The sequence below is a fragment of the Achromobacter sp. ES-001 genome, from assembly GCF_019448355.1.
GTDB classification, from domain to species: Bacteria; Pseudomonadota; Gammaproteobacteria; order Burkholderiales; family Burkholderiaceae_B; genus Achromobacter; species Achromobacter spanius_B.
In genome coordinates this window covers 5370331-5395451 of the sequence record NZ_CP079940.1, presented here as the reverse complement: position 1 = coordinate 5395451, position 25121 = coordinate 5370331, and the positions used below count along the sequence as shown (strand labels likewise).

General features: G+C 67.3%; 20 protein-coding genes. 11 read left to right on the top strand and 9 right to left on the bottom strand.

Annotated elements, in window-relative coordinates:
- The first annotated feature begins 244 nt into the window (after positions 1–244).
- A complete protein-coding gene (locus tag KYT87_RS24540) occupies positions 245–1084 on the top strand; it encodes a DNA-binding response regulator (RefSeq protein ID WP_219991067.1) in 840 nt (279 codons plus the stop codon).
- Positions 1077–3815, top strand: coding sequence for a hybrid sensor histidine kinase/response regulator (locus KYT87_RS24535; protein WP_255593508.1), 2739 nt, complete (start codon positions 1077–1079; stop codon positions 3813–3815). The genes KYT87_RS24540 and KYT87_RS24535 overlap by 8 nt, the downstream gene beginning before the upstream one ends.
- A 58-nt stretch (positions 3816–3873) precedes the next feature.
- Here KYT87_RS24535 and KYT87_RS24530 read toward each other — a convergent pair whose 3' ends face one another.
- From KYT87_RS24530 to KYT87_RS24520, 3 genes are read right to left on the bottom strand one after another with little or no spacing between them, the layout of a single operon-like run.
- Entirely contained in the window at positions 3874–5436 is a 1563-nt protein-coding gene (locus tag KYT87_RS24530; protein ID WP_219991066.1) for an amidase, read from the bottom strand.
- An 11-nt stretch (positions 5437–5447) separates the two neighbouring features.
- Complete coding sequence (locus tag KYT87_RS24525; protein WP_104142085.1) at positions 5448–6434, bottom strand: tripartite tricarboxylate transporter substrate binding protein; 987 nt, start codon at positions 6432–6434, stop codon at positions 5448–5450.
- Positions 6435–6436: 2 nt separating this feature from the next.
- Complete coding sequence (locus tag KYT87_RS24520; RefSeq protein ID WP_219991065.1) at positions 6437–7843, bottom strand: D-serine ammonia-lyase; 1407 nt, start codon at positions 7841–7843, stop codon at positions 6437–6439.
- 133 nt (positions 7844–7976) lie between these two features.
- On the opposite strand from KYT87_RS24520, the gene KYT87_RS24515 reads away from it, so the two are divergent.
- Positions 7977–8900, top strand: coding sequence for a LysR family transcriptional regulator (locus KYT87_RS24515; protein ID WP_046803840.1), 924 nt, complete (start codon positions 7977–7979; stop codon positions 8898–8900).
- Between the two features lie 64 nt (positions 8901–8964).
- Here KYT87_RS24515 and KYT87_RS24510 read toward each other — a convergent pair whose 3' ends face one another.
- The 4 genes from KYT87_RS24510 to KYT87_RS24495 form a co-directional block, all read right to left on the bottom strand.
- Positions 8965–9711 carry a hypothetical protein gene (locus KYT87_RS24510; protein WP_240433979.1) on the bottom strand — a complete coding sequence of 249 codons (747 nt, stop codon included), beginning with the start codon at positions 9709–9711 and terminating at the stop codon, positions 8965–8967.
- Positions 9712–9845: 134 nt separating this feature from the next.
- Complete coding sequence (locus tag KYT87_RS24505) at positions 9846–10787, bottom strand: NAD(P)-dependent oxidoreductase (RefSeq protein ID WP_046803841.1); 942 nt, start codon at positions 10785–10787, stop codon at positions 9846–9848.
- Between the two features lie 2 nt (positions 10788–10789).
- On the bottom strand, positions 10790–11473 hold the full coding sequence (locus KYT87_RS24500; protein ID WP_219991064.1) for an RraA family protein: 684 nt from the start codon (positions 11471–11473) through the stop codon (positions 10790–10792).
- A gap of 73 nt (positions 11474–11546) precedes the next feature.
- Positions 11547–12515 (bottom strand): tripartite tricarboxylate transporter substrate binding protein, encoded by a 969-nt coding sequence (locus KYT87_RS24495; protein WP_046803843.1) that lies wholly within the window; start codon positions 12513–12515, stop codon positions 11547–11549.
- Positions 12516–12766: 251 nt separating this feature from the next.
- Between KYT87_RS24495 and KYT87_RS24490 the strand changes: the two genes are divergently transcribed.
- On the top strand, positions 12767–13432 hold the full coding sequence (locus tag KYT87_RS24490; RefSeq protein ID WP_082134407.1) for an IclR family transcriptional regulator: 666 nt from the start codon (positions 12767–12769) through the stop codon (positions 13430–13432).
- A 49-nt stretch (positions 13433–13481) separates the two neighbouring features.
- On the opposite strand, the gene KYT87_RS24485 is transcribed toward KYT87_RS24490, so the two are convergent.
- On the bottom strand, positions 13482–14924 hold the full coding sequence (locus tag KYT87_RS24485; RefSeq protein WP_219991063.1) for a M81 family metallopeptidase: 1443 nt from the start codon (positions 14922–14924) through the stop codon (positions 13482–13484).
- Between the two features lie 29 nt (positions 14925–14953).
- On the bottom strand, positions 14954–16201 hold the full coding sequence (locus KYT87_RS24480) for a D-amino acid dehydrogenase (RefSeq protein ID WP_219991062.1): 1248 nt from the start codon (positions 16199–16201) through the stop codon (positions 14954–14956).
- 406 nt (positions 16202–16607) lie between these two features.
- Between KYT87_RS24480 and KYT87_RS24475 the strand changes: the two genes are divergently transcribed.
- Genes KYT87_RS24475 through KYT87_RS24445 form a run of 7 tightly spaced genes read left to right on the top strand, consistent with a single transcriptional unit; the run spans position 16608 to position 25083 of the window.
- Positions 16608–18047 (top strand): M81 family metallopeptidase, encoded by a 1440-nt coding sequence (locus KYT87_RS24475; RefSeq protein WP_219991061.1) that lies wholly within the window; start codon positions 16608–16610, stop codon positions 18045–18047.
- Positions 18048–18104: 57 nt separating this feature from the next.
- A complete protein-coding gene (locus tag KYT87_RS24470; protein WP_046803847.1) occupies positions 18105–19688 on the top strand; it encodes an ABC transporter substrate-binding protein in 1584 nt (527 codons plus the stop codon).
- Between the two features lie 35 nt (positions 19689–19723).
- Positions 19724–20659 (top strand): ABC transporter permease, encoded by a 936-nt coding sequence (locus tag KYT87_RS24465; RefSeq protein ID WP_046803848.1) that lies wholly within the window; start codon positions 19724–19726, stop codon positions 20657–20659.
- Positions 20660–20678: 19 nt separating this feature from the next.
- Positions 20679–21590, top strand: coding sequence for an ABC transporter permease (locus KYT87_RS24460; RefSeq protein WP_120156902.1), 912 nt, complete (start codon positions 20679–20681; stop codon positions 21588–21590).
- Between the two features lie 9 nt (positions 21591–21599).
- Positions 21600–22673, top strand: a complete 1074-nt coding sequence (locus tag KYT87_RS24455; protein ID WP_120156901.1) for an ABC transporter ATP-binding protein — start codon at positions 21600–21602, stop codon at positions 22671–22673.
- Entirely contained in the window at positions 22670–23683 is a 1014-nt protein-coding gene (locus tag KYT87_RS24450) for an ABC transporter ATP-binding protein (protein ID WP_046803851.1), read from the top strand. Before KYT87_RS24455 ends, KYT87_RS24450 begins: the two co-directional genes overlap by 4 nt.
- On the top strand, positions 23680–25083 hold the full coding sequence (locus KYT87_RS24445) for an amidase (RefSeq protein ID WP_219991060.1): 1404 nt from the start codon (positions 23680–23682) through the stop codon (positions 25081–25083). Before KYT87_RS24450 ends, KYT87_RS24445 begins: the two co-directional genes overlap by 4 nt.
- Positions 25084–25121: the final 38 nt, after the last annotated feature.

Here is a 25121-nt window from a genome sequence, read left to right as displayed (position 1 = left end):
GTAGAGCGGGCAAATACAGGGGAATCCCGGTGTCGTGGGTCTGTGGCGGCAACGCCACAACGACACGAAAACATCCCTTCGCCGACCAGTTTCGCGCTGTAACAAACATTATCGTAAGTACGCAAATATTCCATTACCGAGGTTTGCTGGAATGTCAGGCAGGTTTGCCGCAAGGAAAATTATTCGAGTCCAGGGCCCGGATTTGTCTCGTGTTACCAACGCTAAAGCGGGCCAGCATGAAAGAATGCGCGGCATGAACGACGCCTTCTTTTCGATGGCTCCGGGCCAGCTCGCGGGCTTACGCGTACTGGTCGTGGAGGACCGCCCCGAAGACCGCATGCTGCTGGTCGATTTCCTGACCAGCCAGGACTGCCGCGTCTATGTGGCCGAGGACGGCAATGACGGCTACCGCAAGGCGCAGCTGGTGCAGCCGGACATCATCCTGATGGACGTGACCATGCCGGTGTGCGACGGCCTGGCCGCCTGCCGCCTGCTGAAAGCCGACCAGGCCACGCGCGGCATCCCCGTCATCTTCCTGACGGCGGCAAGCCTGCCCGGCGAACGGGTGGCGGGCCTGTCGGCCGGTGCGGTGGATTACGTGGCCAAGCCCTTCGACTTCGAGGAAGTGCGCCTGCGCCTGCTGATTCATCTGCGCGTAGGGGCCACGCCCAACGCAACGCCGACCCTTGTTCCCACCGTGGCCGAACCCCATGCGGACGATGGCACCTCGGCCGCCGCGGCCGGTGCGACGCTGGACGGCGTGCTGTTTCGCGCCGCTCGCAAGCTGCTGCGCGAACGGCTGGACCACACACCGGAATTGATGGCGCTGGCGCAGGCGCTGAACACGAACGCGCGCCGGCTGAACCAGGCGTTCCGACGCTGCGCCGGCACGACCGTGTTCGAATTCCTGCGCGAAGAGCGCATGCGCGAGGCGCGCCGCTTGCTGTGCGAAACCAGCCTGGATATCCAGGCCATTTCGCAGGCGGTGGGCTATGGCAATCGGGGTAATTTCTCTACGGCTTTTCGCGAGCGCTTCGGCATGCCCCCCACGGCCTTGCGCCAGGAGCATGATCCTTATGCATGATCGCCGCCTGGGCTTGCCGGGCAGGCTGCCGTTGAACGTGATGTTGCCGTTGATGTTGCTGTTGCTAGGGGTCCTGTCATGCGTGATGTCGCCCGTGCACGCACAGCCCATACCGCCTGCAACGCCCGTCGTCGACCTGAACGCCGTGACCGGCAAGCTGCCCCTGAACCACGAATTGCTGGGGCAGGAAGACACGACCGCGTCCAAGGACGTCGGCCAGATCCTGGACGGGCCCTGGCAGCCCGTGGCGCCCGCCTGGCTGAATCGGGGCTTTTCGAAATCGGTGTACTGGCTGAAGCTGGACGTCAGCAACCCCACGCAGGGCTTTGTTGAACGCTGGTTGTCGTTCGGCGTACCCAGGCTGGAAGACGTGCGGTTCTATCTGTATCCCGCCGGACAGCGGGAGCCTTCCCAAGTCATCCTGGCAGGCAACCGCGAGCCGCTCGCATCGCGACAAGTGCCGTCGTCGGTGTCGGTGGCCGCGCTGCTGCTCAATCCGGGTGAACGCATGACGGTGCTGGTGCGGGTGCAAAGCCGCTCGGCCATCAGCATGGAACCCACCTTGTGGACGCCGGGCGCGTTCGTGGGCGCGGCGCAGCGCGGCACGCTGGTGCTGGCGCTGCTGATCGGCGCGCTGCTGATGGTGACGATCTACACGGGGGTGCTGGGCGTGGCCCAGCGCGACCTGGTGTTCCTGCTGCTGTCCGCCGCCATCATTACCGAAATCCTCTACAGCATTTCGTACCAAGGCCTGCTGTACCGCTATGTGGTGACAGGCGGCGGCGAAGTGGTGTTGCGCGCGCCCAGTGTGCTGGGCACGCTGGCGGCCACGGTGTTCGGGTTCTCGGTCATGCTGTTCGCCGATCTGCATCGGGTGCGGTTGTGGCGCTGGGTGTACGGCGCGCTGATCGCCGTGGGCCTAGCGGGCTCGGTCTGGGCGGCGTTTGGTGAGTATCGCGCCAGCGCGCAGGCTCTGGTCGGGCTGATCTTCCTGTGGGGGCTGGTCTGGCCGATCTCCATGGCCGATGGCTGGCGGCGCGGGCATGCCAACGCGCGCATCTTCCTGCTGTCGTTCGCGGTGTATTGCGCCTGCCTGTTCCTGCGGCTGGCATTCATCAACGGCCTGCTGCCCGGCCGGTGGGAAGGCGGGCCCGAGGTGGCGTGGGACCTGTTGTCGGTGTCGCTGATGCTGGCCGTGTTGGTGCACGGCCGAACGCGCCAGCATCGGCAGGAAAAGCTGGCCGTCCAAGCCGAGCTCACGCAGGCGCGTGAACGCGAGCACCAGCGCCTGGATTACGCCGTCAGGGAACGCACGCAGGCCTTGCAGGAAGCATTGATCCAGGCCGACGAAGCGGGCCGCGTGCGCCAGGACTTCCTGGCGCGCATCAGCCATGACCTGCGCACGCCGCTGACCTCGATCATCGGTTTCGCGGATCTGATCCAGGCGGGCGGGCGCGACGATGCGCCGCGCGGCGCCATCATTCGACGCAGCGCCGATCACATGCTGGGCATGGTGAACGACCTGATCGATTACGCGGCGGGCGTTGGCGGCCAGGCGCTGCGCGTATCGCCGGAATACGTGCACGCCTTGCTGGATGCCGTGGCCAAGGAATCGGCGCCCATTGCTGCCCGCCATAACAACCAGTTTGTATTGCGCGTGTCGGACTCGGTACCCGCCGTGTTGGAAATGGACGGCAAGCGCGTGCGGCAGGTGTTGTCCAACCTGATCGACAACGCGGCCAAGTTCACCCGGGGTGGCGTGCTGACGTTGACGGCCGATTACGCGGCGTCTGCCCCTGCTGCTGTCGACGCTGCGGGGCAGTTGGTGTTGTCGGTGCGCGATACGGGCTGCGGTATCGCGCCGTGCGATCGTCAGCGCATTTTCGAACCCTTCCATCGGCTCGCGGCCGCCGATAACCAGCCGGGGGTAGGGCTGGGCCTGGCCATCGTCCAGCAGTGGGTGGAGCGCATGGACGGCGATATCCGCGTGGAAAGCCACGTGGGCCTGGGCACCTTGATCAGCGTGACGTTGCCGGTCAGGAAGATGGACGAGTCCCGCATCTCGCATCACTACATCGCCGCCGCGCCGCATGTGCTGCCAACGCTGGACGGGTCGGGCAAGCATCTGTGGCTGGCCGAGGATACGCCCGAGATCCGCGAATTCCTGGTCGAGGAACTGGCCAGCATGGGCTTTCAGGTGGACAGCGAAGCCGATGGCCGGGGCATGGTGGCGCGCATCCAGGCGCAGGACGCGCGGCGCCCCGATTTGATTCTGACCGACCACCGGATGGAAGGCGTGGATGGCTCGGTGGTGCTGGCGGCGGCGCGCGCGCGCTGGCCGGACCTGCCCGTGGTGGCGGTGTCGGCCACCCCGCACGACACCCTGGCCTTGGGCGGCGCGCGCTATGACGCCAGCCTGCTCAAGCCCATCAGCCTGGTCGAGCTGCGGCATGTGTTGGGCAGGCTGTTGAACCTGACGATCAAGGCCGTCGGCGACGAGGGCAAGCCTGCGTCATTGCCCTCGTTTGCGCCGCGTTTGTCCGGCGCCGAGCTGGCGCAGGTGCAAGTGCTGCTGGATAGCGGCGCCATCTCTGACCTGATCGACTGGTCGCGCGCGTTGCAGGCGCGCGATGCGGCATTCAAGGACTTTTGCGCGGCGCTGCAACGCCTGGCTAAACAGGGCGACATCGGGGCGATTCGCAAGCTGTGCGAAACCATGCGCGCGGGCTGAACGACCGCGTCGGAAACGCAAAGGGGCCGGTTGCCCGGCCCCTGCGTGACGCGTCGGCTTATACCGCCGACACGCTGCCCGTGGATTTTCCAGCGGGTTCGCCCGCCGCGGGTCCGCCCGCCGTTGTGGCGGCCGCCACGTCCGGCGGCACGGTCACGATCGACGTCAGCGACGGGTTGGCGGGCTTCAATGCCGCCAGGTCCGGACGCGGACGTTGCAGTTCGGCGTTGCCGGCAAAGGCCTGCTCCATGCCTTGGGCTGCCGCCAGCACCTCGCGGTCGCCGCGAAAGCGCCCGACGATCTGCATGCCAAACGGCATGCCTTGGTGGTCCAGGCCGCAAGGCAGCGTCAGGGCGGGGTGCGTGGTCAACGTCACCACATACGTCAGGGCCAGCCAGCGATAGTAGTTTTCCTGGCGGCGGCCGTTGATGGATTCAGCGTACAGCTGGGTCCACGGAAACGGCGACACCGGCGTGGTGGGCGACAGGATCAAATCGTAGTCGTCAAAGGCACGCTGGAAGCGCTTGATCAGGCGCGTCTGTTCGGCTTGCGCCCAGGCGCAATCCTTCAGGCTCATCGCGGCGCCCATCTCGAAGTTGGCGCGGCTGTTGGGGCCCAGGCTGTTGGGGTCTTTCTCGTAGGCGTCGCGCATGCCCGCCACGAAGGCTTCGGCGCGCAGCACGTCAAAGCAGCGATGGGCCTCGCCGAAGTCCAGCTCGATGGGGTCGCAGGCCGCGAACAGATGGCGCATGGCCGCGATCTTGGCGCGGAAGGTGGCGCGGATGCCGTCGTCCACCTCGCACTGGCCGAAGTCTTCGGTGTAGGCCACGCGCAGGCGGCCCAGGTCGGCCATGCCCGGCGTCAAGAATTGCAGCGGGTCCAGCGGATAGCTCAGCGGGTCACCGGCGTCGGGGCCGGCGCTGGCCGCCATTTGCAAGCACGCGTCCGCCACCGTGCGGCCCATCGGGCCGACGACGGAGATCGGCGTCCAGCCCAGCAGCTTGCGCACGCTGGGCACCACGCCCGGCGAAGGGCGAAAGCCCACCACGCCGCACTTGGATGCCGGAATGCGCAGCGAGCCGCCCGTGTCCGACCCCGTGCAGACCGGGAACATGTCGCTGGCCAGCGCGGCGGCCGACCCGCCCGACGATCCGCCGGCATTCAGGTTGGGGTTGAACGGGTTGCCGGTTGCGCCCCACACGGTGTTGCGCGAATTGGCGCCCGCGCCCATTTCCGGCACGTTCGTCTTGGCGGTGACGATGGCGCCGGCGCGGCGCAGGCGCGCCACCAGCGTCACGTCTTCGGTGGGGATGTGGTCGCGATAAATCTGCGACCCGAAGGTGGTCAACAGGCCGGCGGTGGGCTCCAGGTCTTTCACGCCCAGCGGCAGGCCGTGCAGCAGGCCCAGCGCGTCGCCGGCCATCACCGCTTGTTCGGCGGCGCGCGCTTCCAGGCGGGCGCGTTCGAACGCGGTGGCGGTGACGGCGTTGATGTACGGGTTGACCGCCTCGATACGCGCGATGCACGCGTCCAGCAATTCCACCGGCGAGAGCTGGCGCGCGCCGATCAGGCGCCGCAGCTCCACGGCCGACAGCGAGACGAGGGAATCGTCCAGGGTCATGAAAACTTCCTTCAGTCGATTTTGATATTGGCGCGCTGCGCAACGTCGCGCATCTGCGGCAGTTCCTTCTGGATCAGCGCTTCGCCTTCGGCCGCGCTGGAGAACGCGGCTTCAAAGCCCTGCGCCTCCAGGCTCTTGCGCACGTCCGGCGATGCCACCGTGGCGCGCAAGGCGGTCTCAAGCTTGGTCTTCACGTCGGCGGGCAGCCCGCGCGGCGCGGTGAACATCAACCACGTGTCCATGGCCACCGACGGATAGCCCTGTTCGGCAAAGGTCGGCACGTCGGGCAGGAAGGCCGAACGCGTGGGGGCCGACACCGCCAGCACGCGCACCTTGCCCTGCTTGCTTTGCGGCAGCGCGGCCGCCACGGTGTCGACCGAGAACGGGATCTGGCCGCCGATCAGGTCGGTCATGGCGGGGGCGCTGCCCTTGTAGGGCACGTGAATCATCTTGATGCCGGCGGCCGACAGGAAGGCTTCGCCGACAAAATGCGCGGTGGTGCCCGCACCGAACGAACCGTAGGCCGGCGGCTCCTTGTCGCGCGCTTTGGCGTAGGCCACCAGTTCCTTCAGATCCTTGACCGGCACCTGCGGGTTGGCCAGCAGCGCCAGGCCGGTGCGGCCCACGATGCCCAGCGGTTCAAAGCTCTTGACCGGATCGTACGGAAGCTTGTTCTGGATGGCCGGGTTGACCGTGAAGGTGGTGCCCGAGCTGACCAGCAACGTGTAGCCATCGGGCGCGGCCTTGGCGACGAAGCCGGCGCCGATTGCGGTGCCCGCGCCCGCGCGGTTTTCCACCACTACGGTCTGGCCCAATTCCTGGCCCAGCTTTTGCGCGATGACGCGGCCCAGCACGTCGGTGGCGCCGCCGGGTGGAAAGGGCACCACCAGCGTGACGGGGCGCGTGGGGTAGCCGGTCTGGGCGGCGGCCGGGGCAGAGGCGGCAAGGGTGCCCGCCAGGGTGACACCAAGGGCAATCAAGGCAGTCTTCATGGTCATGCTCAACGAGAGTGGTGGAGGAAAGGCGCTTGTGTCGGCGCCTGAGGGTCGGCCGCGAGTCGTTGCCCGCGGCTCAGGAATTGCTCATATTCGTCGGCCGGCACGAACAGCCCGCCCGTGGTCCAGGCCAGATGCGTGGCACGCGGCAGGTGCGGCAGCAAGCCGCGCTGGCGCAGCCACTGTTGGCCCGCGACGCTGCCTAGCAAGTGGCGCGGGCCAGAAAAGCCCGCTGCCGCCGAGGGCTCGATGCGTAGGCCTTCGCTGTCATGCAGGCGCGCCAGGTCGCCGTAAAGCGTGTCGTCCGCCACGGTGTAGACGCCGGCCAGCAGGTCGCCCACGGCGGCATACGCCAGGTCCGACGCGCGCGGCACGGCCAGGCCGTCGGCCTCGGTCTGGTTGGTCAGGCCGATGTCGTAGACCGACGGCGGCACCGGCAAGCCGGGCAGTTGGCCATTGCCGGCCATCATGCGCAGCAGAAAGCACGGCGACTGGACCGGCTCGGCAAAGAAGCAGTGCACGTGCGCGCCGAACAGCAAGGACAAGCCAAAGGCGATGCCGCCGGGCGCGCCGCCCACGCCGCAAGGCAGGTAGACAAATAGCGGATGCTCGGCGTCGACCACGATGCCGGCTTGCGCCATCTGCTCGCGCAGCGCCAGCGCGGCTGCCGCATAACCCAGGAACAGCGAGGCCGAGCGTTCGTCGTCAACGAAGTAACCCTTGGGGTCGGCCTCGACCTGGCGGCGTCCGGCCGCCACGGCTTTTTCGTAATCGCCGGGATGTTCCACCACCTCGACCCCGCGCGCGCGCAGCCGGGTTTTTTTCCATTCCTTGGCGTCCGCCGACATGTGCACGGCGGCGCGAAACCCCAGCGCCGATGCAATCACGCCGATGGACAAACCCAGGTTGCCGGTTGAGCCCACGGCTACCTGGTATTCCGCGAAACAGGCGCGGGCCTCCCGCGAGGCCAGCTTGATGAAGTTATCGCCGGGCGCGATCAGGCCGCGTTCCAGGGCCAGCTTTTCGGTGAATTCCAGTACTTCGTGGATGCCGCCGCGCGCCTTGATCGACCCCGCCACGGGCAACGCGTGATCCGCCTTGATCCACAACCGTCCCGACGCCTTGGGCAAGCCCAACGCGTCCTGCATGGCGGGGGTTTCCAGCAACGGCGATTCGATGACGCCGGCGGTGGCTTGCAGCTCTGGAAAGCGCTGCGCCAGCAACGGTGCGAAGCGCGTGAAGCGGTCCTGCGCGGCTTGCACATCGGCCAGGCTGAAGGGGGCAGCGGGGGGCTTAACGGCGGGCGCGCCAACGGGGGCAACCCCCACAGCCGGACGCGTCCACAACACGGGCCGCGCCGCGCGCAACGCCTGCAAGGAAAGGGACGAAACAGAAGCGGGGGACGGGATCATGACTGCGCTTGCCTAAGGGGGGCGTCCAGAAGACGTCATCTAACGGTCACATCCTAGGCTTGCCCTTAACGTTGCCGCAATATGAATTGATAGAATTGTCCGTTGCGTTTTGCGCAAACCAAGGGCAAACCCGATGAACCCCCAGATTCTGCAAGAAATGGCCCTGCGCTACTTCCTGGAAGTGGCGCGCTGCGGCTCCGTCAGCGTGGCGGCCGAGCGGCTGGAAGTGGCGCCGTCGGCCGTCAGCCGCCAGATCGCCCGGCTGGAACGCGAGCTGGGCACCTTGCTGTTCGAGCGCCGCTCGCGCGGCATGGCGCTGAACGCGGCCGGCGAATTGTTGGCCGCGCACGCCAAGCGCGCGCAACAGGATGTGGACCGCGTGACCGGCGAAATCATGAGCCTGCGCGGCCTGCGCCAGGGGCTGGTGCGCGTTGTGTGCACCGAGGGTTTCGTGCACGACGTGGTGCCCGCGGCCATCGCGGAATTTCGTAAGCAATATGCAGGCATTCGCTTCACGCTGGACGTGTGCTCGCAGCGTGAGGTGCCTGTCCGGGTGCGCGACGGCGCGGCCGATATCGGCATCACGCTCAGCCTGACCTCACACCGCGACGTGCGCGTGGAATTGCGCATGCCCGCGCCGGTGCGGGCGGTGGTGGCGGCGGACCATCCCTTGGCTGCGCAATCTGAAGTGTCGCTGGCGCAATTGATGGCGTATCCGCTGGCATTGCCCGACGCCGATTCCACGCTGCGGCAGTTGATCGACATCAGTTGCAGCCGCCAGCAATTGCAGTGCGAGCCCGTGTTTTCCAGCCGCAGCGTCGATGCGCTGGTGGCGTTCGCGGGGGCGGGTGGCGGCGTGGCGTTCTGCGGGGAACTGGCGATCCGCTATCGGTTGCGCGGCAAGCAGGTGGTGGCCGTGCCGCTGCGCGACCGCGAAATGAACGAACGCCACTTCGAGGTGCAGACGCTGGCCGGACGCGTGCTGCCCGAGGCCGCCAAGGCGTTCATCGCCAGCCTGCGAGCGCAGCTGGAAGCGGAGGGCGGGGTGGTGGATTGATGTGCGGCGATTGATGCGCGGTGATCAGTGCGCCGTGAGCGCTGCGCCGTGATCAGTGCGCGGATCAGCGTCGCACGCCATCCCGATACGCCACCGCCACCATCGCTGCCACCACGAACGTCATCACCGCGAACAGCACGACATACCCGGCGGTCCACAACAGCCCTGCGTTCGTGGCGTAGTGCAGATATTCCGTCAGCCCGCTGTGGGCGAAGCCGCCCAGGCTGACCAGCACGGCCAGGGCCAACACCAGCGGCCAGCGCGGATAAGGCATGGCGGCGCGGATACCTTGCAAGCTCGCGTCGCCCGTGACGGCGGTGCGCGGCAGGCTCAAGGCCAACACCGCCACGCAAACCAGCACCGGCAGCCACACCACCAGCACGGCCGGCACCAGTGCCGCCAGGAACTTGTTGGTGTCCGGCCCGTTCATCAGCATGTAAAGCACATAGGGCAGGTCGCCCGTCGCGCGCGCCAGCACGGCCACGATCAGCACCAGCACGCCGAATACCATCAGGTGCCGCGCCTCGGCCGAACCGCCGCGCGCCGCGTCGGGGTTGGCGCCGCTGCCCAGCACCACGACACGATGCCAGGCGAACGTCACGCGCGCGAACGCGATCAGGTTGATCAGCGCCAGCAGCATGTACAGCGCGCTACCGGTCCAGGCCAGCGTCGCGGCCAGGATGGCGAATGGCAGCGACAACAGAAATGCCGCCAGCGACCACGGCGCGGCGGCCAGCATGGCCCGGCCTTGATGGCGGATGACGCTGGCCGTGGCAAAGAAGTATCGACGTGCTCCGAATGTTTGCGACAAGGCGGCGCCTGCTTGGAAACGAAGGGGGTTCGTTTATACCGCAGCTGGGGGCCGGCGGTGCGGCGCCGTCAAGACCGCCCGGGACGATGCGGTCCGGAGGGTCTGAAGACGCCGCCTTGGGACGGCGCCGTGGCTTAAACCGCCGCCGCGCTGCGGGCCAAACCCGCCAGCACGTTGCGCGCCGCCGCCACGCCCATGTTCACGTAGGCCGCGCGGGTCACCCCGCCGATGTGCGGGCTGAGCAGGATGCGGGGCTCCTGTTGAAACGGGTGTCCCGCCGTCATGGGTTCGACGGCGAAGCTGTCCAGGCCCGCGGCCATCACCTGGCCACTACGCACGGCGGCCAGCAGCGCCGCTTCGTCCACCAGGCCGCCCCGCGCGGTGTTCACCAGGATCACGCCGGGCCGGCACTGCGCCAGCGTGTCGGCGTTGACCAGATGATGGTTGGCGTCCGTCAGCGGGCAGTGCAACGACACGGCATCGCACTCCTGCCAGATGCGCGGCAACGCCACGCTCTGGATATAAGGCGGCAGGTCTTGCGCATAGGGATCGTGGCCAATGACACGCATGTTCATGCCGTGCGCCATCGCCGCAAAGCGCCGGCCGATGGCGCCCAGCCCAACCACGCCGACCGTCTTGCCGTCCAGCTCCACGCTTTTGTGCGTGGCCTTGTCCCAATGGCCCGCCCGCATGCGCGCATCCAGCGGCACCACCGATTTGGCGGCGGCAAGCAGCAGCGCCAGCGCGTGCTCGGCCACGGCCGCCGCGTTCGCGCCCGCCGCCGCCACGACCTCGATGCCGCGTTGCGCGGCGGCAGCCTTGTCGATGGTGTCGGTGCCGCTGCCGTGCTTGGAGATCACGCGCAAGGACGGCGCGGCGTCCATCGCGGCGGCGCCCACCTTGCTGTAGCGCACGATGATGGCCACCGGATCGTGCTGGCGGCACAGCGCCACGATGTCGTCTTCCGACGGCGCCTTGCCCGCGTAGACGATGTTGAAGCCGTCCAGCAGCGCCAGGGCTTCGGTGGCCAGGTCGGCGGCGGTAACGACCAACGCCGGTTTAGGCGCAGCAGGCATGGTCACAGCGCCTCTCCTTCCTTCAGCACGCCGGCGCTGCGCAGCGCGGCCGTCAGCCACGTGGCTGCGGTGTCGCCCGCCTGAATGGCGGCGATGCGGGCGGCTTCGTCGCGCACTTTCTTTTCCGCCGCGGGCAGCAAGCCTTCGATTTTTTCGCGCTCGACGACGACCACGCCGTCGGCATCGCCAATGATGAAGTCGCCGGGGTGTACCGTCACGCCGCCCACCGACACGGGGTGGCCGATGCGGCCGGGCACGTTCTTGGTCGGACCGTTGGGGTTGGCGCCGGCCGCGAATACCGGGTACCCCATGTCGATGATTTCGGTGGTGTCGCGCGCCGCGCCGTCGATGACCACGCCGGCGATGCCCAGCTGGCGGCAGGCGGTCATCATGATGGTGCCCATCAGCGCGGCGCTCAGGTCGCCCTTGCCGTCGATCACCAGCACGTCGCCGGGTTTGGCCAGCGAGATGGCCGCGTGAATCATCAGGTTGTCGCCGGGCCGCACCTCAACGGTGAAGGCGGTGCCCGCCAGCTTCATGCCGGGGTCCAGCGGCCGGATGCGGCCACTGAGCGCGCCGCGCCGGCCCGCCACATCGGCCAGGATGGCCGGCTGCAACGACGCGGCGCGGCGCACGATGTCGGCCGGGACGCGGGGAAAGTCTTTGATGATGTCGGGGTTTGCCATGGAAATTCCTGTCTGAAGAAGACGATGTTGGGTTCGGTTTTTTTGGCCGGGCGGTGCCTGCGCGGCCTGGGTCTCATTCGACGCGGGCGCCCGAGTCCTTCACGATCTTTCCCCAGCGGATGCGGTCGTCATGGATCAGCTTGGCGAATTGTTCAGGCGTGCTGGTCAGCACGCGCGCGCCTTGTTCCTGGTACTTCGTACTAAGGTCCTGCGCTTGCAGCGCCTTGTTGAATTCCGCGTTCAGACGCTGCACGATGTCCTGCGGCACGCCGGCCGGCGCGGCCAGGCCGAACCACGTCACGGCCTCGAAGCCGGGGTAGCCGCTTTCGGCAATGGTCGGCACGTCGGGCATGTCGGGCACGCGTTGCGCCGAGGTCACCGCCAGCGCGCGCATCTTGCCGTTGCGCACGTGGCCGATCAGCGTGGGCACCGACGACAGGTACATGTCGATCTGACCGCCGATCAGGTCGTTGGACGCCTGGGCGGCGCCCTTGTACGGCACGTGCGTCAGCTTGATGTCGGCGGCGTTCTGCAACTGCACGGCGGCCAGGTGGGCCACGGTGCCGTTGCCCGAGCTGGCGTAGTTCAGCGCCTCGGGTTTGGCGCGGGCCGCGGCGATCATGTCCTTGAACGATTTCAACGGCGAATTGGCCGGCACTACCAGCACGAGCGGCGCGTCGGCGATCAGGCCGATGGCGGACAGGTCGGTTTCCGGGTCGTAGGGCAGCTTGGCGTACAGCGTGGGGTTGATGGCCAGGTTGCTGGTCTGCCCCAGCACCAGCGAATAGCCGTCCGCCGCCGACTTCGCCACCGCGTCCACGCCGATATTGCCGCCGGACCCCGGGCGGTTTTCCGTGACGATGTTCCAGCCGGTGTTCTTTGCCACCTTCAGCGCCGCTTCGCGGGCCAGCACGTCGGTGCCGCCGCCCGGAGGGAAGGGCACGATCAGGCGGATGGGTTTGTCGGGGTAGCCCTGGGCGGCGCTGATGCCCGCCACGCAAACGAGGGCCAAGCCCGACAACACGCGCGCAATGACTTTCATGGTTTGTCTCCAGTCGTTGTTTTGATCCGCGCATTGTGCGAGCGTGTTCCGCCTAATACAATCCAGGTTCGCGGTACGAAACACGTTTCGTAGTGCGGTCGATTTAAAAGACCTGGGGGCGAATCGTGAACGACAACGGCAATGACGGCAATGACGGCAATGACCGCGAAGACCGCGAAGGCGGCGGCAGCGCGGGAACAGAAAACGACGCCGACGGCGCTGAAGACGGCGTGGTCGCCGTCCGGCGCGCGATGCGCATCCTGGAGGCCTTCGGCGTGGACGACGCCCACCTGACGCTGGCTGAACTCAGCCGCCGCACGGGCTGCCATCGGTCCACCGTGCTGCGCCTGGCGCGCACCCTGGCCATGGACGACTACCTGGCCCAGCGGCCGGACGGCACGTGGCGCCTGGCGCGCGCGGCCGGTTGGCTGGGCGCGTGCTACCAGGCCACGTTCAACGTGCAGGAATTGGTGCAGCCCGTGCTGCGCGAGCTGTCCGGCGCCACAGGGGAAAGCGCAACGTTCTATGTGCGCGAAGGCAATCAGCGGATTTGCATGGCGCGTGTCGAAGGCCCGAAGTCCATCCGCCACCACGTGCGGGTGGGCGCGGCGCTGCCCTTGAACCTGGGCAGCCCGGGCCGCGTGCTGTTGGCGTTTTCAGGCGAAGCGGGCGACGAGTACGAGGCCGTACGACGTGCCGGCTACATGATTTCGCTGGGCGAGCGCGACGCCGAAGTCTCCAGCATTTCGGCGCCGGTCTACGGCATCAACTGGACCCTGCTGGGCGCGATCTGCATCTCTGGCCCGATCTCGCGCCTGAACGAAGCGGTGCTGCTGGGCCATAAAGAAGCCATTCTTTCAACGGCCAGCCGGCTGTCGCGGTCGATGATGGGCGCGCGGCAAGGCGGCGCGGGTTAGGCACGGGCTAGGGCATGTCTGTGGCGGCGAGTGTCTGTGGGGCAAGCGATTAGCCAATCGGCCACTTGGGCAGCCGTATCTTGCGGTACGGCAGGCTGCGCCAGTCGGGGCTGGCCGAGCCGGGGGCGGCCACGTACGCCACGGCGCGCGCCAAGGGCGCGTACTGCGCATGGAAGTGATGGGCCGACTTCACCACGATCAGCCGTTGCGCCGTCAGGTCGCATCCCAACTGCGTGAACAGGTCTGTGTGATAGGCCTGTGTGCGCAGTGACACCAATGCAATCAGGATGCCGTCGGCATCGACCAGCGCGCAGTCGCCCAGCGCGATGCGCGTGCCGGAATTGCCCGTCATGAACATATCGGCGTGGGTTGCCACAACGCGGCAACGCGCGTCCACGGGCGCGCCCGACAGCGGGCCGACCTTGCCGCCGATGCGCAGGTCAAGTTCGGCGCCCACGCCCGCATCGAAGGCGATGCGCGCCGCCACCGGGTCCCACATCGGTCCCAGCGCCGCGTTGCGGATGCCGCGTTCCCGCATGCGCGCCAGCAGATAGGTGGAGTCTCCGGCCGCGCCGCTGCCCGGGTTGTCGGACCGGTCGGCCAGCACAACGGGACCCTCGCCAAACGCCAAGGCTTCGTCCAGCGCTTCGTCCACGCCGCGGTACGGCACCATCAGTTGTTCGCGCATGCCGATCAGTTCATCGGCAAGCCTGCGCGCCAGCGTCTTCGCGGCGGCGGCGTCGCCATCGGCATAGACCAGCACCTTGGTGCCCATCTCAGGCACGTCGCCCGTGGCGAAGCCTTGCGCGACCGACACCGACAGAATGCCGTCGCGCCCTTCCAGCGCCTTGATGCGGCTGACAAAGCCGCGCGCCGGTTCGCGCGTGGTGTGCATCGGCACGACCATGTCGCAATCGACCAGCGCGGCAACGGGACGCTGCCGCCGCTGGTGGGCCGCGTGGCACAGGTCCACCAGTTCACAGGCGCGCTCGTAGACGTCAACGTGTGGATATTCCTTGAACAGCACCAGCACCGTCGCCTGCTCCACCATCAACGGCGTCAGGTGCGCGTGCGGGTCCAGCTCGGCGCCCACCGTTACGTCGGGGCCGACCAGCTCCCGCACACGGCGCAGGATGTCGCCTTCGCAATCGTCATAGCCGTCGGCCACCATCGCGCCATGCAGGCCCAGCAGCACCATGTCCACCGGCAAGGCCGCGCGCAGGTCAGCCAGCAGTTCGTCGCGCAATGTCTCGTAGGCGGCGCGCGTGGTGGTGCCGCCCGGTTGCGCCGAGGCCACCAGGCCTTCAATCACCGTCCAGCCCTGTTGCGCCGCGCGCTGTCGCGCAACCCACAGCGGCCCGCCGTAAAACGTCATGTGATCGGGGTGCGTGCCCGCGCGCAGATACTCGCGCGACGTGAACGCGGCCAGGCCGGTGGGCAACGGGGAAAACGTGTTGGTCTCGGTGGCGAGAGCGCCGGTGAAGATACGCATGGGACGGCTCCTGGGGGCGCGCGCGGCGCCTACGGTTGAAAGGGCGCGGCGTTGATCGGCAAGGGTTCGCCGTTCATTTGCGCGGTCAGCAAGGCGGCGCTGCCACAGGCAAGCGTGAACCCTAAAGCCCCCTGGCCGATGTTCAGCCACAGGTTGCCGGCCGCGCGGCTTTTTCCGATCAGCGGCTTGCTGGTCGGCGTGGCCGGCCGCACGCCCGCCCAGGCCTGCGCGCGCGACAGGTCCAGGCGCGGAAAAGCTTCCTTGACCTGATGCCGCAACGTCGCCATCCGCGACGCGTCAACCTCGCCATGCTTGGCGCCGATGTCGACCATGGCCGCAATGCGCAGCACATTGCCCAGGCGCGCGTAGACGATGCGCCGTTCGTAATCGGTCACGCTGATGGCGGGAACATCGGCGGTGTCCGCCGTAATCGGCACGCTCAGGCTATAGCCCTTCAAGGGATACAAGGGCACGCGTTGGCCCAATGCCGCCAGCAGCGGTCGGCTGCCGATGCCCGAGGCCACCACGAACGCATCCGCTTGCAGGTCGCCGGCATCCGTCTGCGCCGCGACGATGCGGCCGCCTTCGCGCCGCAGCCGTTGCACGCGCGTGTTCATGTGGACGCTGACGTTGGCGTGGCGCCGCAGCCGCTGAAACAGGGTGTCGGTAAAGCGATGGCAGTCGGCGGTTTCTTCGCTGGGCGTGTAGACGGCGCCGGCGATGCGCGCGCCCATGCCGGCCAGCGCCGGTTCCGCCGCCAGCGTTTCGTCGCGCGACAGCACGCGCTGGTCGGTGCCGTGAGCCGCCTGGTAACGCACCAGCGACGCGGCCTTGTCCAGTTGCCCGGCATCGCGGTACACAATCAGCTTTCCGGTTTTTGACAGGCCGAAATCCATGGGCGCCTCCGCCAGCATCGCGTGCAGCGTGTCGCGGCTGAGGTAGGACAGGGACAGCAATTGGGCGGTGGACGCGCGCGACACCGAGGCGCGGCACGCGCGCAAAAATCCCGCCAGCCACAACCATTGCGAAACGTCGAAGCGGTAGCGCAGGCGCAGCGGCGAATCGCGTCGGAACAGCCAGCCCGGCATGTCGGCCAACGCGCCCGGTCCCGCCAACGGCGCCACATAGCTATAGCTGAGCTGCCCGCCGTTGGCGAAGCTGCTGCCCAGCGCGGGCTCTGCCCGTTCGTCCACCAAAACCACCGCGTGTCCCGCCCGCGCCAACAGGTGCGCCGTCGTAACGCCGACCACGCCCGCCCCAATTACGCATACCCGCATGACTCGCCTCGTAGGTTCAGGTAGGGCACGATTCTGATCCGCGCACCGGGGCCGGGCAAATTCCAAATCGCGTCCCATCCATAACCTTGCGATATGTGTGCGGGCGCGGCGTTGCCGCCCTATCGTTTTCCCTAGCGGTGGTGCGCATCAACCTCGCTTTTTCTGCGTTTTCCCTGCGTTTTCAGGGCAAAAGCGCCCACACCATAACCTTGGGTTATCCATAGGCCCACGTTAGCTATTTGTGCCGCGCCGGTGTGCCGCCGATGATCCGCTTACGGAACGCAACGCCATGCCGAACACGCAGGCGCTGACGACATAGCCGGCCTATACAAGGGGAAATGATGACGTCTTACCGGAACGCCACGGCAGCCGTGGCGCTTGCGCCAGCCTGTCCCGGAGCGCAGCCATGAAGGTCTTCTGCGCCGGTCTGGGCACCGAGACCAACACCTTCGCACCCATGCCCACCAGCCTTGCGGCCTTTCAGGAACGCGACTACTACCCGGCCGGCACGCATCCCGATTCCGTCACCTTCGCCGGTGCGCCGCTCTTCGTGGCGCGCCTGCAAGGCCGCGAAGCAGGCTGGACGCTGGTGGACGGCCTGGTGGCTTCCGCGCAGCCCGGCGGCATCACCACGCGCGCCGCCTACGAAACCTTGCGCGACCAGATCCTTGCCGACCTGCGCGCCGCGATGCCGGTGGACATGGTGCTGCTGGGCCTGCACGGCGCAATGGTGGCCGATGGCTATGACGATTGCGAAGGCGACATCCTGCGCCGTGTGCGTGAACTGGTCGGCCCCGACGTAACGGTGGGCGCCGAGCTGGACCCGCACGCGCACCTGACGCCGCTGATGGTGGAACAGGCCACGGTACTGGTGCTGTTCAAGGAATACCCGCACACCGATATCCGCGAACGCGCCGAAGACCTGCTGGCCCTGTGCCTGGACGCGCACGCGGGCCGCACGCGTCCCGTGGCGGCGCTGATCGATTGCCACATGATCGTGCCCATGCACACCACGCGCGAGCCGGCGCGCGGCTTTGTCAGCCGTATCAAGGCGCTGGAAGGGCGCGACGGCATTCTGTCGATATCGGCCGCGCAGGGCTTCGCCACGGGCGACGTGCCCGAGATGGGCACCAAGGTGCTGGTCTATGCCGATGGCGACGCCGCCGCCGCGCAGACGCTTGCACGCGCGCTTGCCGATGAACTGATCGGCATGCGCGAACAACTGATGGTGCCGTACCGCAGCGTCGACGAAGCGCTGGACGAAGCCTTGGCGTTCGACGGCGGCCCGGTGGTGTTGGCCGACCGCCCCGACAACCCCGGCAGCGGCGCGCCCGGTGACGCGACCTTCGTACTGCACCGCGTGCTTGAGCGCGGCGTAAGCAATGTGGCGCTGGGCCCGCTGTGGGACCCGGTGGCCGCGCGCATCGCCTTCGATGCGGGCGTGGGCGCCGAACTTGACCTGCGTATCGGCGGCAAGGTCGGCCCCTTGTCAGGCGACCCGATCGACCTGCGTTGCACCGTGCTTGCCGTGAAGGCGGACCTGGTGATGACCGGCCTGTCCGGCGCACCGGCGCCGATGGGCGACTGCGTATTGGTGCAGGCCCAGGGCGTACAGATCGTGCTGACTTCCGTGCGTAACCAGGCCATCAACATGGACCTTTTCACCCAGCTGGGCTGTGACCTATCGGCCTGCAAGATCGTGGTGGTCAAGTCCGCGCAGCATTTCCACGCCTCGTTTTCAAAGGTCGCGCGCCACATCATCTATGTGGGTGGCAAGGGCGTGGCGACGCCGGATTGGAAGACGCTGACGTATCGCAACATCCGGCTGCCGAAGTGGCCGCTTTAAGATCCCGCCGGCGCATGGCCGCTGGCGAATCCACTTATTTGACGGGAACCTAGTGCGATGAAAAACCGCCTGCTTTGCCTGATCTCGACCGCCACGCTGGGCCTGGCCTGCACACTGGGCGCCGTGCCCGCAAGCGCGCAGCCGGCCAAGACCCTGCGTATTGTGCCGCACGCCGACCTGAAGGTGCTGGACCCGACCTTCACCACCGCCTACATCACGCGCAACTTCGGCTACATGGTGTACGACACGCTGTTTGCGATGGACACGCACAGCAAGCCGCAGCCGCAGATGGTCGAAAAATACGAGGCCAGCGACGACAAGAAGACGTGGACGTTCACGCTCTTGCCCGGCCTGAAATTCAGCGACGGCCAGCCCGTGACGACGGACGATGTGATTGCATCGCTGCAACGCTGGTCCGCGCGCGACAACATCGGTCAAGCCATCACACGCGCTGGCGGCAAGTGGGAAGCGCTGGACGCCAGCCGCTTCAAGCTGACGCTGAACCAGCCCTTTGACCTGGTGCTGGACGGATTGGCCAAGGTGTCCAGCTACCCCGCCTTCATCCTGCCCAAGCGGCTGGCGTCGCAGCCGGCAACCAAGCCGCTGACCGAAGTCGTGGGCTCCGGCCCTTACGTGTTCAAGCGCGATGAATGGGTGCCGGGCAGCAAGATCGTGTTCGAAAAGAACCCGCACTACCTGGGTCCGAAGATGGCGGCCGACGGCCTGGCGGGCGACAAGACGCCGCATATTCCGCGCGTGGAATGGCGTGTGCTGCCGGACTCCAACAGCGCCACCGCCGCGCTGACCAACGGCGAAGTGGACATGATCGAGCAAGCGCCCGCCGACTACATCGACGCGCTGCGCGCCAACAAGAACGTCAAGATCGGCGTGCTGGAACGCGCGCAGGGCTACATCATCCTGAACCAGTCGATGCCGCCGTTTGATAACCCGAAGGCGCGTCAGGCGGTGGCGCATCTGGTGGATCAGGACAAGTTCACGGCTGCCATGGGCTACCCGGACGACTTGCGCATGAAGTACTGCGCCACGGTCTTCATCTGCGGCGGTCCCAACGACAGCACGGCGGGCGCCGCGCCTTACGCCAAGCCGGACCCGGCGCTGGCCAAGAAGCTGTTGGCCGAAGCCGGCTACAAGGGCGAAAAACTGGTCATCCTGTTGCCGACCGACCTGGCCTATCTGAATTCCGCAACGCTGGTTGCCATCCAGGCCTTGCAGGATATCGGCGTCAATCTGGACATCCAGTCGATGGACTGGGCCACGCTGACCGCACGCCGTGCGCGCAAGGAAACGCTGGACAAGGGCGGCTGGAACATCTTCCTGTCGGCCGCGTCCGAGTTCAACGTGGACTCGCCCATCAGCAATACGTATCTGGGCGCCGTGTGCGGCAACAGCCTGCCGGGCTGGCCGTGCGACAAGAAGCTGGACGAACTGCGCGAACAGTGGATTGCCGCCACCAGTTCGGACGAGCGCAAGCGCGTGCTCGATCTGTTCCAGGAGCGCGCCTACGAGGTCTTTCCCGCCATTTCCATCGGCCAGTATTCGCGGGCGTTTGCCGCGCATAACAGCCTGAAGAACACGGACAAGATCTGGAGCCTGCCGAACCTCTGGGTGCTGGACAAGTAATCCGGCGCCCGCCGTTACCGATACGCGAGACAACTATGGGTTACATCATTCGGCGCGTGCTTGCCATCGTGCCCGTCATGGCGGTGGTGGCAGTGATCGTGTTCCTGCTGATCCACCTGTCGCCCGGCGACCCGGCGGCGTTGATCGCCGGGGACTTCGCCACGGCCGAGGACATCGCCAAGCTGCATACGGCATTGGGCCTGGACGAGCCCTTGTGGCGGCAGTTCGGCCTGTGGGCCGCCAAGCTGATGCAAGGCGACCTGGGCACGTCGATCTTCACGCAAGTGCCCGTGACGCAGTTGCTGTCGCAGCGGGTGGAGCCCACCTTGTCGATCGCCGCCATCACCATGCTGGTGTCGATTCTGGTGGCGGTGCCGCTGGGCGTGTTGGCGGCATATCGCGCCGGCACCTGGATCGATCGCCTGGTCATGCTGTTTTCGGTGCTGGCGTTTTCGTTGCCGGTGTTCCTGGTGGGCTATCTGCTGATCTACGGGTTTGCGGTCAAGCTGCAATGGCTGCCGGTGCAGGGCTATGTCAGCCTGTCCAGCGGCGTGGGGCCATGGCTGCGCAACCTGACCTTGCCGTGTATCAACCTGGCGCTGGTGTACATCGCGCTGATCACGCGGATGACGCGGGCCACCGTTGTAGAAGTGCTGCACGAAGACTACATCCGCACGGCGCGCGCCAAGGGCCTGGCGGTGTTGCCGGTGCTGGAACATGCGTTGCGCAACGCCGCCATTCCCATCGCCACCACGGTGGGCGTGGGCATCGCCTTGCTGATCGGCGGAGTGGTCGTCACCGAGACCGTGTTCGCCATTCCGGGCATCGGCCGGCTGGTGATCGACGCCGTCCAGCACCATGACTACCCGGTCATCCAGAGCGTGCTGCTGATTTCGGCGGGCGCCTACGTGCTGATCAATCTGTTGATCGACCTCAGCTACCGGCTGTTCGATCCGCGTATCCGTTATTGAGCCGTCGCGGGAAAGAACCATGTCAGAAAATTTGATTTCCCCCAACGTGCCCACCGCGCCCGCTGCGCCCATCCTGCTGCACGAGGCCCTGACGGCCAGCGGCCGGCGCTGGCGCTGGGTGCGCAAGCATCCCACGCTGATCATCGGCCTGGTGCTGCTGCTGATCGTGGCGGGCCTGTCGATTGCCGCGCCGTGGATCGCCACGCACAACCCCATCACCATCAACCCCTTGCAGCGCCTGAAGCCGCCTTCGGCCCAGCATTACTTCGGCACCGACGCGATGGGCCGCGACGTGTTCAGCCGCGTGGTCTGGGGCGGGCGCGTGTCGCTGGTCGTGGCCATCGTGGTGGCGCTGGTGGCCAGCGTGATCGGCGTGGTGCTGGGGCTGCTGGCCGGCTTCGTGCGCTGGGCCGACGCCATCATCATGCGCATCATGGACGGCATGATGGCCATTCCCGACATCCTGCTGGCCATTGCGCTGATGGCCGTCATCCGCGCCAGCCTGACCACGGTCATCATCGCCATCGCGATTCCGCAGGTGCCGCGCGTGGTGCGGCTGGTGCGCTCGCTGGCCCTGACCTTGCGCGAGCAACTGTACGTCGAGGCGGCGCATGCCATCGGCACGCGCCTGCCCGTCATCCTGCGCCGGCATGTGCTGCCCAACATGGTGACGCCGCTGGTGGTGCAGGCAACCTTCATCGCCGCTACCGCCGTGCTGACGGAAGCCGTGCTGTCGTTCCTGGGCGTCGGCGTGCCGGCCCAGGTGCCCAGCTGGGGCAACATGATGGCCGACGCGCGCAACTACGTGGCCGTGGCTTTCTACACCATTCTTTACCCCGGCATTCTGCTGGCCATCACCGTGCTGGCCATCAACCTGATGGGCGACGGGCTGCGCGATGCGCTGGACCCGCGCCTGACCAACCAACGCTAGGAGGACGCCATGGCCCTATCCCCCGCCAACGCCGTTGCCCCTGGCGACGTGCTGCTTGAAGTCGACAACCTGCGCACCTATTTCGACACCGTCTCGGGCACCGTCCGGTCGGTCGATGGCGTGTCGTATCAGGTGCGCGCCGGGCGCACGCTGGGCGTGGTCGGTGAATCCGGCTGCGGCAAGAGCGTGACGGCGCTGTCTATCCTGCGCCTGGTGCCGACGCCACCCGGGCGCTTTGCCGGCGGCCAGATCCGCTATCGCGGCACCGACCTGCTCAGCCTCACGGAAAAGCAGATGCGCCAGATCCGCGGCAACCGGATTTCGATGATTTTTCAAGAGCCGATGACGTCGCTGAACCCGGTGCTGACCGTGGGCCGGCAGATTGCCGAGACGGTCATGGTGCATCAGAAGCTGAACCGCCGCGACGCGTACCGCCGTGCCGAAGAGATGTTGCGCCTGGTGCAGATTGCCGAGCCCGAACGCCGCGTGCACGAGTACCCGTATCAACTATCCGGCGGCATGCGTCAGCGCGTGATGATCGCGCTGGCGCTGGCCTGCAACCCCGAAGTGCTGATTGCCGACGAGCCCACCACCGCGCTGGATGTGACGATCCAGGCGCAGATTGTCGACCTGCTGCGCAACCTGCAAAAGACGCTGGGCATGGGCATCGTGTTGATCACGCACGACCTGGGCGTGGTGGCGGAATGCTGCGACCGCGTGGCGGTGATGTACGCCGGACGCAAGGTCGAGGAAGCGCCGGTCACCGAACTGTTCGACCGCCCCTTGCATCCGTACACCCGCGCGCTGATGGGGTCGATGCCGTCCATGAACGCCTCCACGCAACGCCTGGCCGAAATTCCCGGCATGGTGCCCGCGCCCAGCGAACTGGGCAATGGCTGTCGCTTTGCACCGCGCTGCACGTACGCCACGCCGCGTTGCCACGTTGAAGCGCCCGAGCTATCCACGCATGGCGTCGACCATGTGGTGGCGTGCCATGAAGTGGCGCGCGTGGCGGCGCAACCCGGCCTGCTGGCCGCGACTTCCGTGGCGCCCGGCGCCACCCTGACCGGAGTTCAAGCATGAGCGCCCATCCTCAGCCGCCGGTGGTTGCATCGACGGCGCCGTTGCTAGACGTGCGCGACCTGAAGATGCACTACCCCGGCGCGGGCGGCTGGTTCACGCCGCGCCGTAAAGTCGTGCAGGCGGTAGACGGCGTGTCGTTCAGCGTGGCTCGTGGGGAAACGCTGGCGCTGGTGGGCGAGTCGGGCTGCGGCAAGACGACCACCGGCAAGTCGGTGTTGCGGTTGATCCAGCCCACGTCCGGCTCCGTCAAACTGGAAGGCGAAGAGATCCTGGCGCTGACGCCGGAGCAGATGCGCAACCGGCGTCGCGATATGCAGATCATCTTCCAGGACCCCTATGCGTCCTTGAACCCGCGCATGACGGCGGGCGATATCGTGGGCGAGCCGCTGCGCAACTACCCGATGTCGGGCGGCCGCGCGCGCGTGGACGAGCTGGCGTGGCTGTTCGACAAGGTCGGTCTGCGCCCCGAAGCCATGAAGAAATTTCCGCACGAGTTCTCGGGCGGGCAACGCCAGCGCCTGGGCATTGCGCGCGCGTTGGCGCTGCGGCCCAAGCTGATCGTCTGCGACGAGCCCGTGTCCGCGCTGGACGTCTCGGTGCAGGCGCAGGTCATCAATCTGCTGATGGACCTGCAACAAGAGATGGGCATCGCCTATCTGTTCGTGGCGCATGACCTGGCGGTGGTGCGTCACATCAGCCATCGCGTGGCGGTGATGTACCTGGGCCGCATCGTTGAAGTGGCCGACCGCGACACCTTGTTCTCGCAGCCCCGGCATCCGTACACCGAGATCCTGCTGTCGGCCGTGCCGGTGCCCAATCCGCACAAGCCCGCGCAGCGCAAGCTGTTGCAAGGCGATCCGCCCAGCCCCGCGAACCCGCCCAGCGGCTGCCGCTTTCACACGCGCTGCCCGCTGGCGCAGCCCATCTGCCGCGAGACACAGCCCGCGCTGACGGAACGGCCCGTGGCGTCCGCCACCGGCCAACAGTGGGTGGCGTGCCATTTTCGATGAACACGCCGCAATTGCTGGCCGGGCCGCTGCCTGACGATGACGCGGTGTTCGGGCAAGCCATCGCCGCGTTGCAGGCGGCGATGGCGGCGGGGCGCTTGACGGCCGTCGACCTGGTGCGCGCGTATCAAGCGCGCATTGCGGCGTACGACCAGGCCGGGCCGGCGCTCAACGCGCTGATCGGCTTGAATCCCCAGGCGGCCGCTGAGGCCGCCTTGCGCGATGCCGAGCGCCGCGCGGGCGTGGTACGTGGCCCGCTGCACGGCGTGCCGCTGCTGTTCAAAGACAACATCGACGCCATCGGCATGCCGGCCACGGCTGGCTCGCGCGCCTTGGCGCGGCGGCTGCCCCGGCAGGACGCCGACGTGGTGCGGCGCTTGCGCGAGGCAGGCGCAATCGTGCTGGGCAAAACGACCTTGCATGAACTGGCCTGCGGCATCACCAATGTGTCGTCGATGTCCGGCCGCACGCGCAACGCGTATCACGCCACGCGCGTACCGGGCGGGTCCAGCGGCGGCAGCGCGGTGGCCGTGGCATCCAGCTTTGCGGCGGCCGCCATCGGCAGCGACACCAGCGGCTCCATCCGCATCCCAGCGGCGTTCAACCAGGTGCTGGGGTTGCGGCCCACGGCAGGGCGATGCAGCACGGCCGGCGTGGTGCCCCTGTCGCCCACGCTGGACACGGTAGGCCCCATGGCGCGCTGTGTGGATGACCTGGAGATTCTTTGGTCGGTCATGGCGGGCGGTGAGGACGGCGATGCGGCGTCGCAACCGAAGCGTAGCGACTGGCGCATCGGCACCGTCAATGCCTTGTTCGGCGACGGTGCGGCGCAGCGGGAAGTCTCCGCGCATGTGCAGGCGGCATTGGCGCGCTGGCAGGCGGCCGGTGCGTCGGTGCGGCAGGCGCCGCTGGCTATCGACGACACGCGCCTTTCCGCCGCCAACGTCACCGTCTACGAATTTCGCGACGCTTTGGCGCGGTGCCTGCGTGACGCCGACGTGCCGGTGCGCAGCCTGGGCGACATCCTGGACGGCGCCTACCCGCATCCGGAAGTCATGACGGTCTTGCGCGAACGCAATGCGATGCAGGATCCGGACGGCAGCGCCCGTCTGGCAACGTTGGCCCGTGCCGCCGCAATTCGCGCCGAGGCCCTCGCAGCCATGGCGTCCGGCGACTTCGATATGCTGGCCTATCCCAGCGTGCGGGGCGGGCCGGTGCAACTGGGCGAAGCACAGACCGGCGGCAACGGCCTGCTGGCTTCGGTTACCGGCTTGCCTGCATTGAGCCTGCCCATCGGCTTCACGCCGAGCGGCATACCGGTTGGCCTGGAGCTGCTGGGCGCGGCGGGCAGCGAAGCGCGGCTGCTGCGCGCGGCGCGGGATTTCGTTCAAGCGGTGGCCTAGCCGCCGCCCGGCACCCCGACAACCCCAACCCATCCATC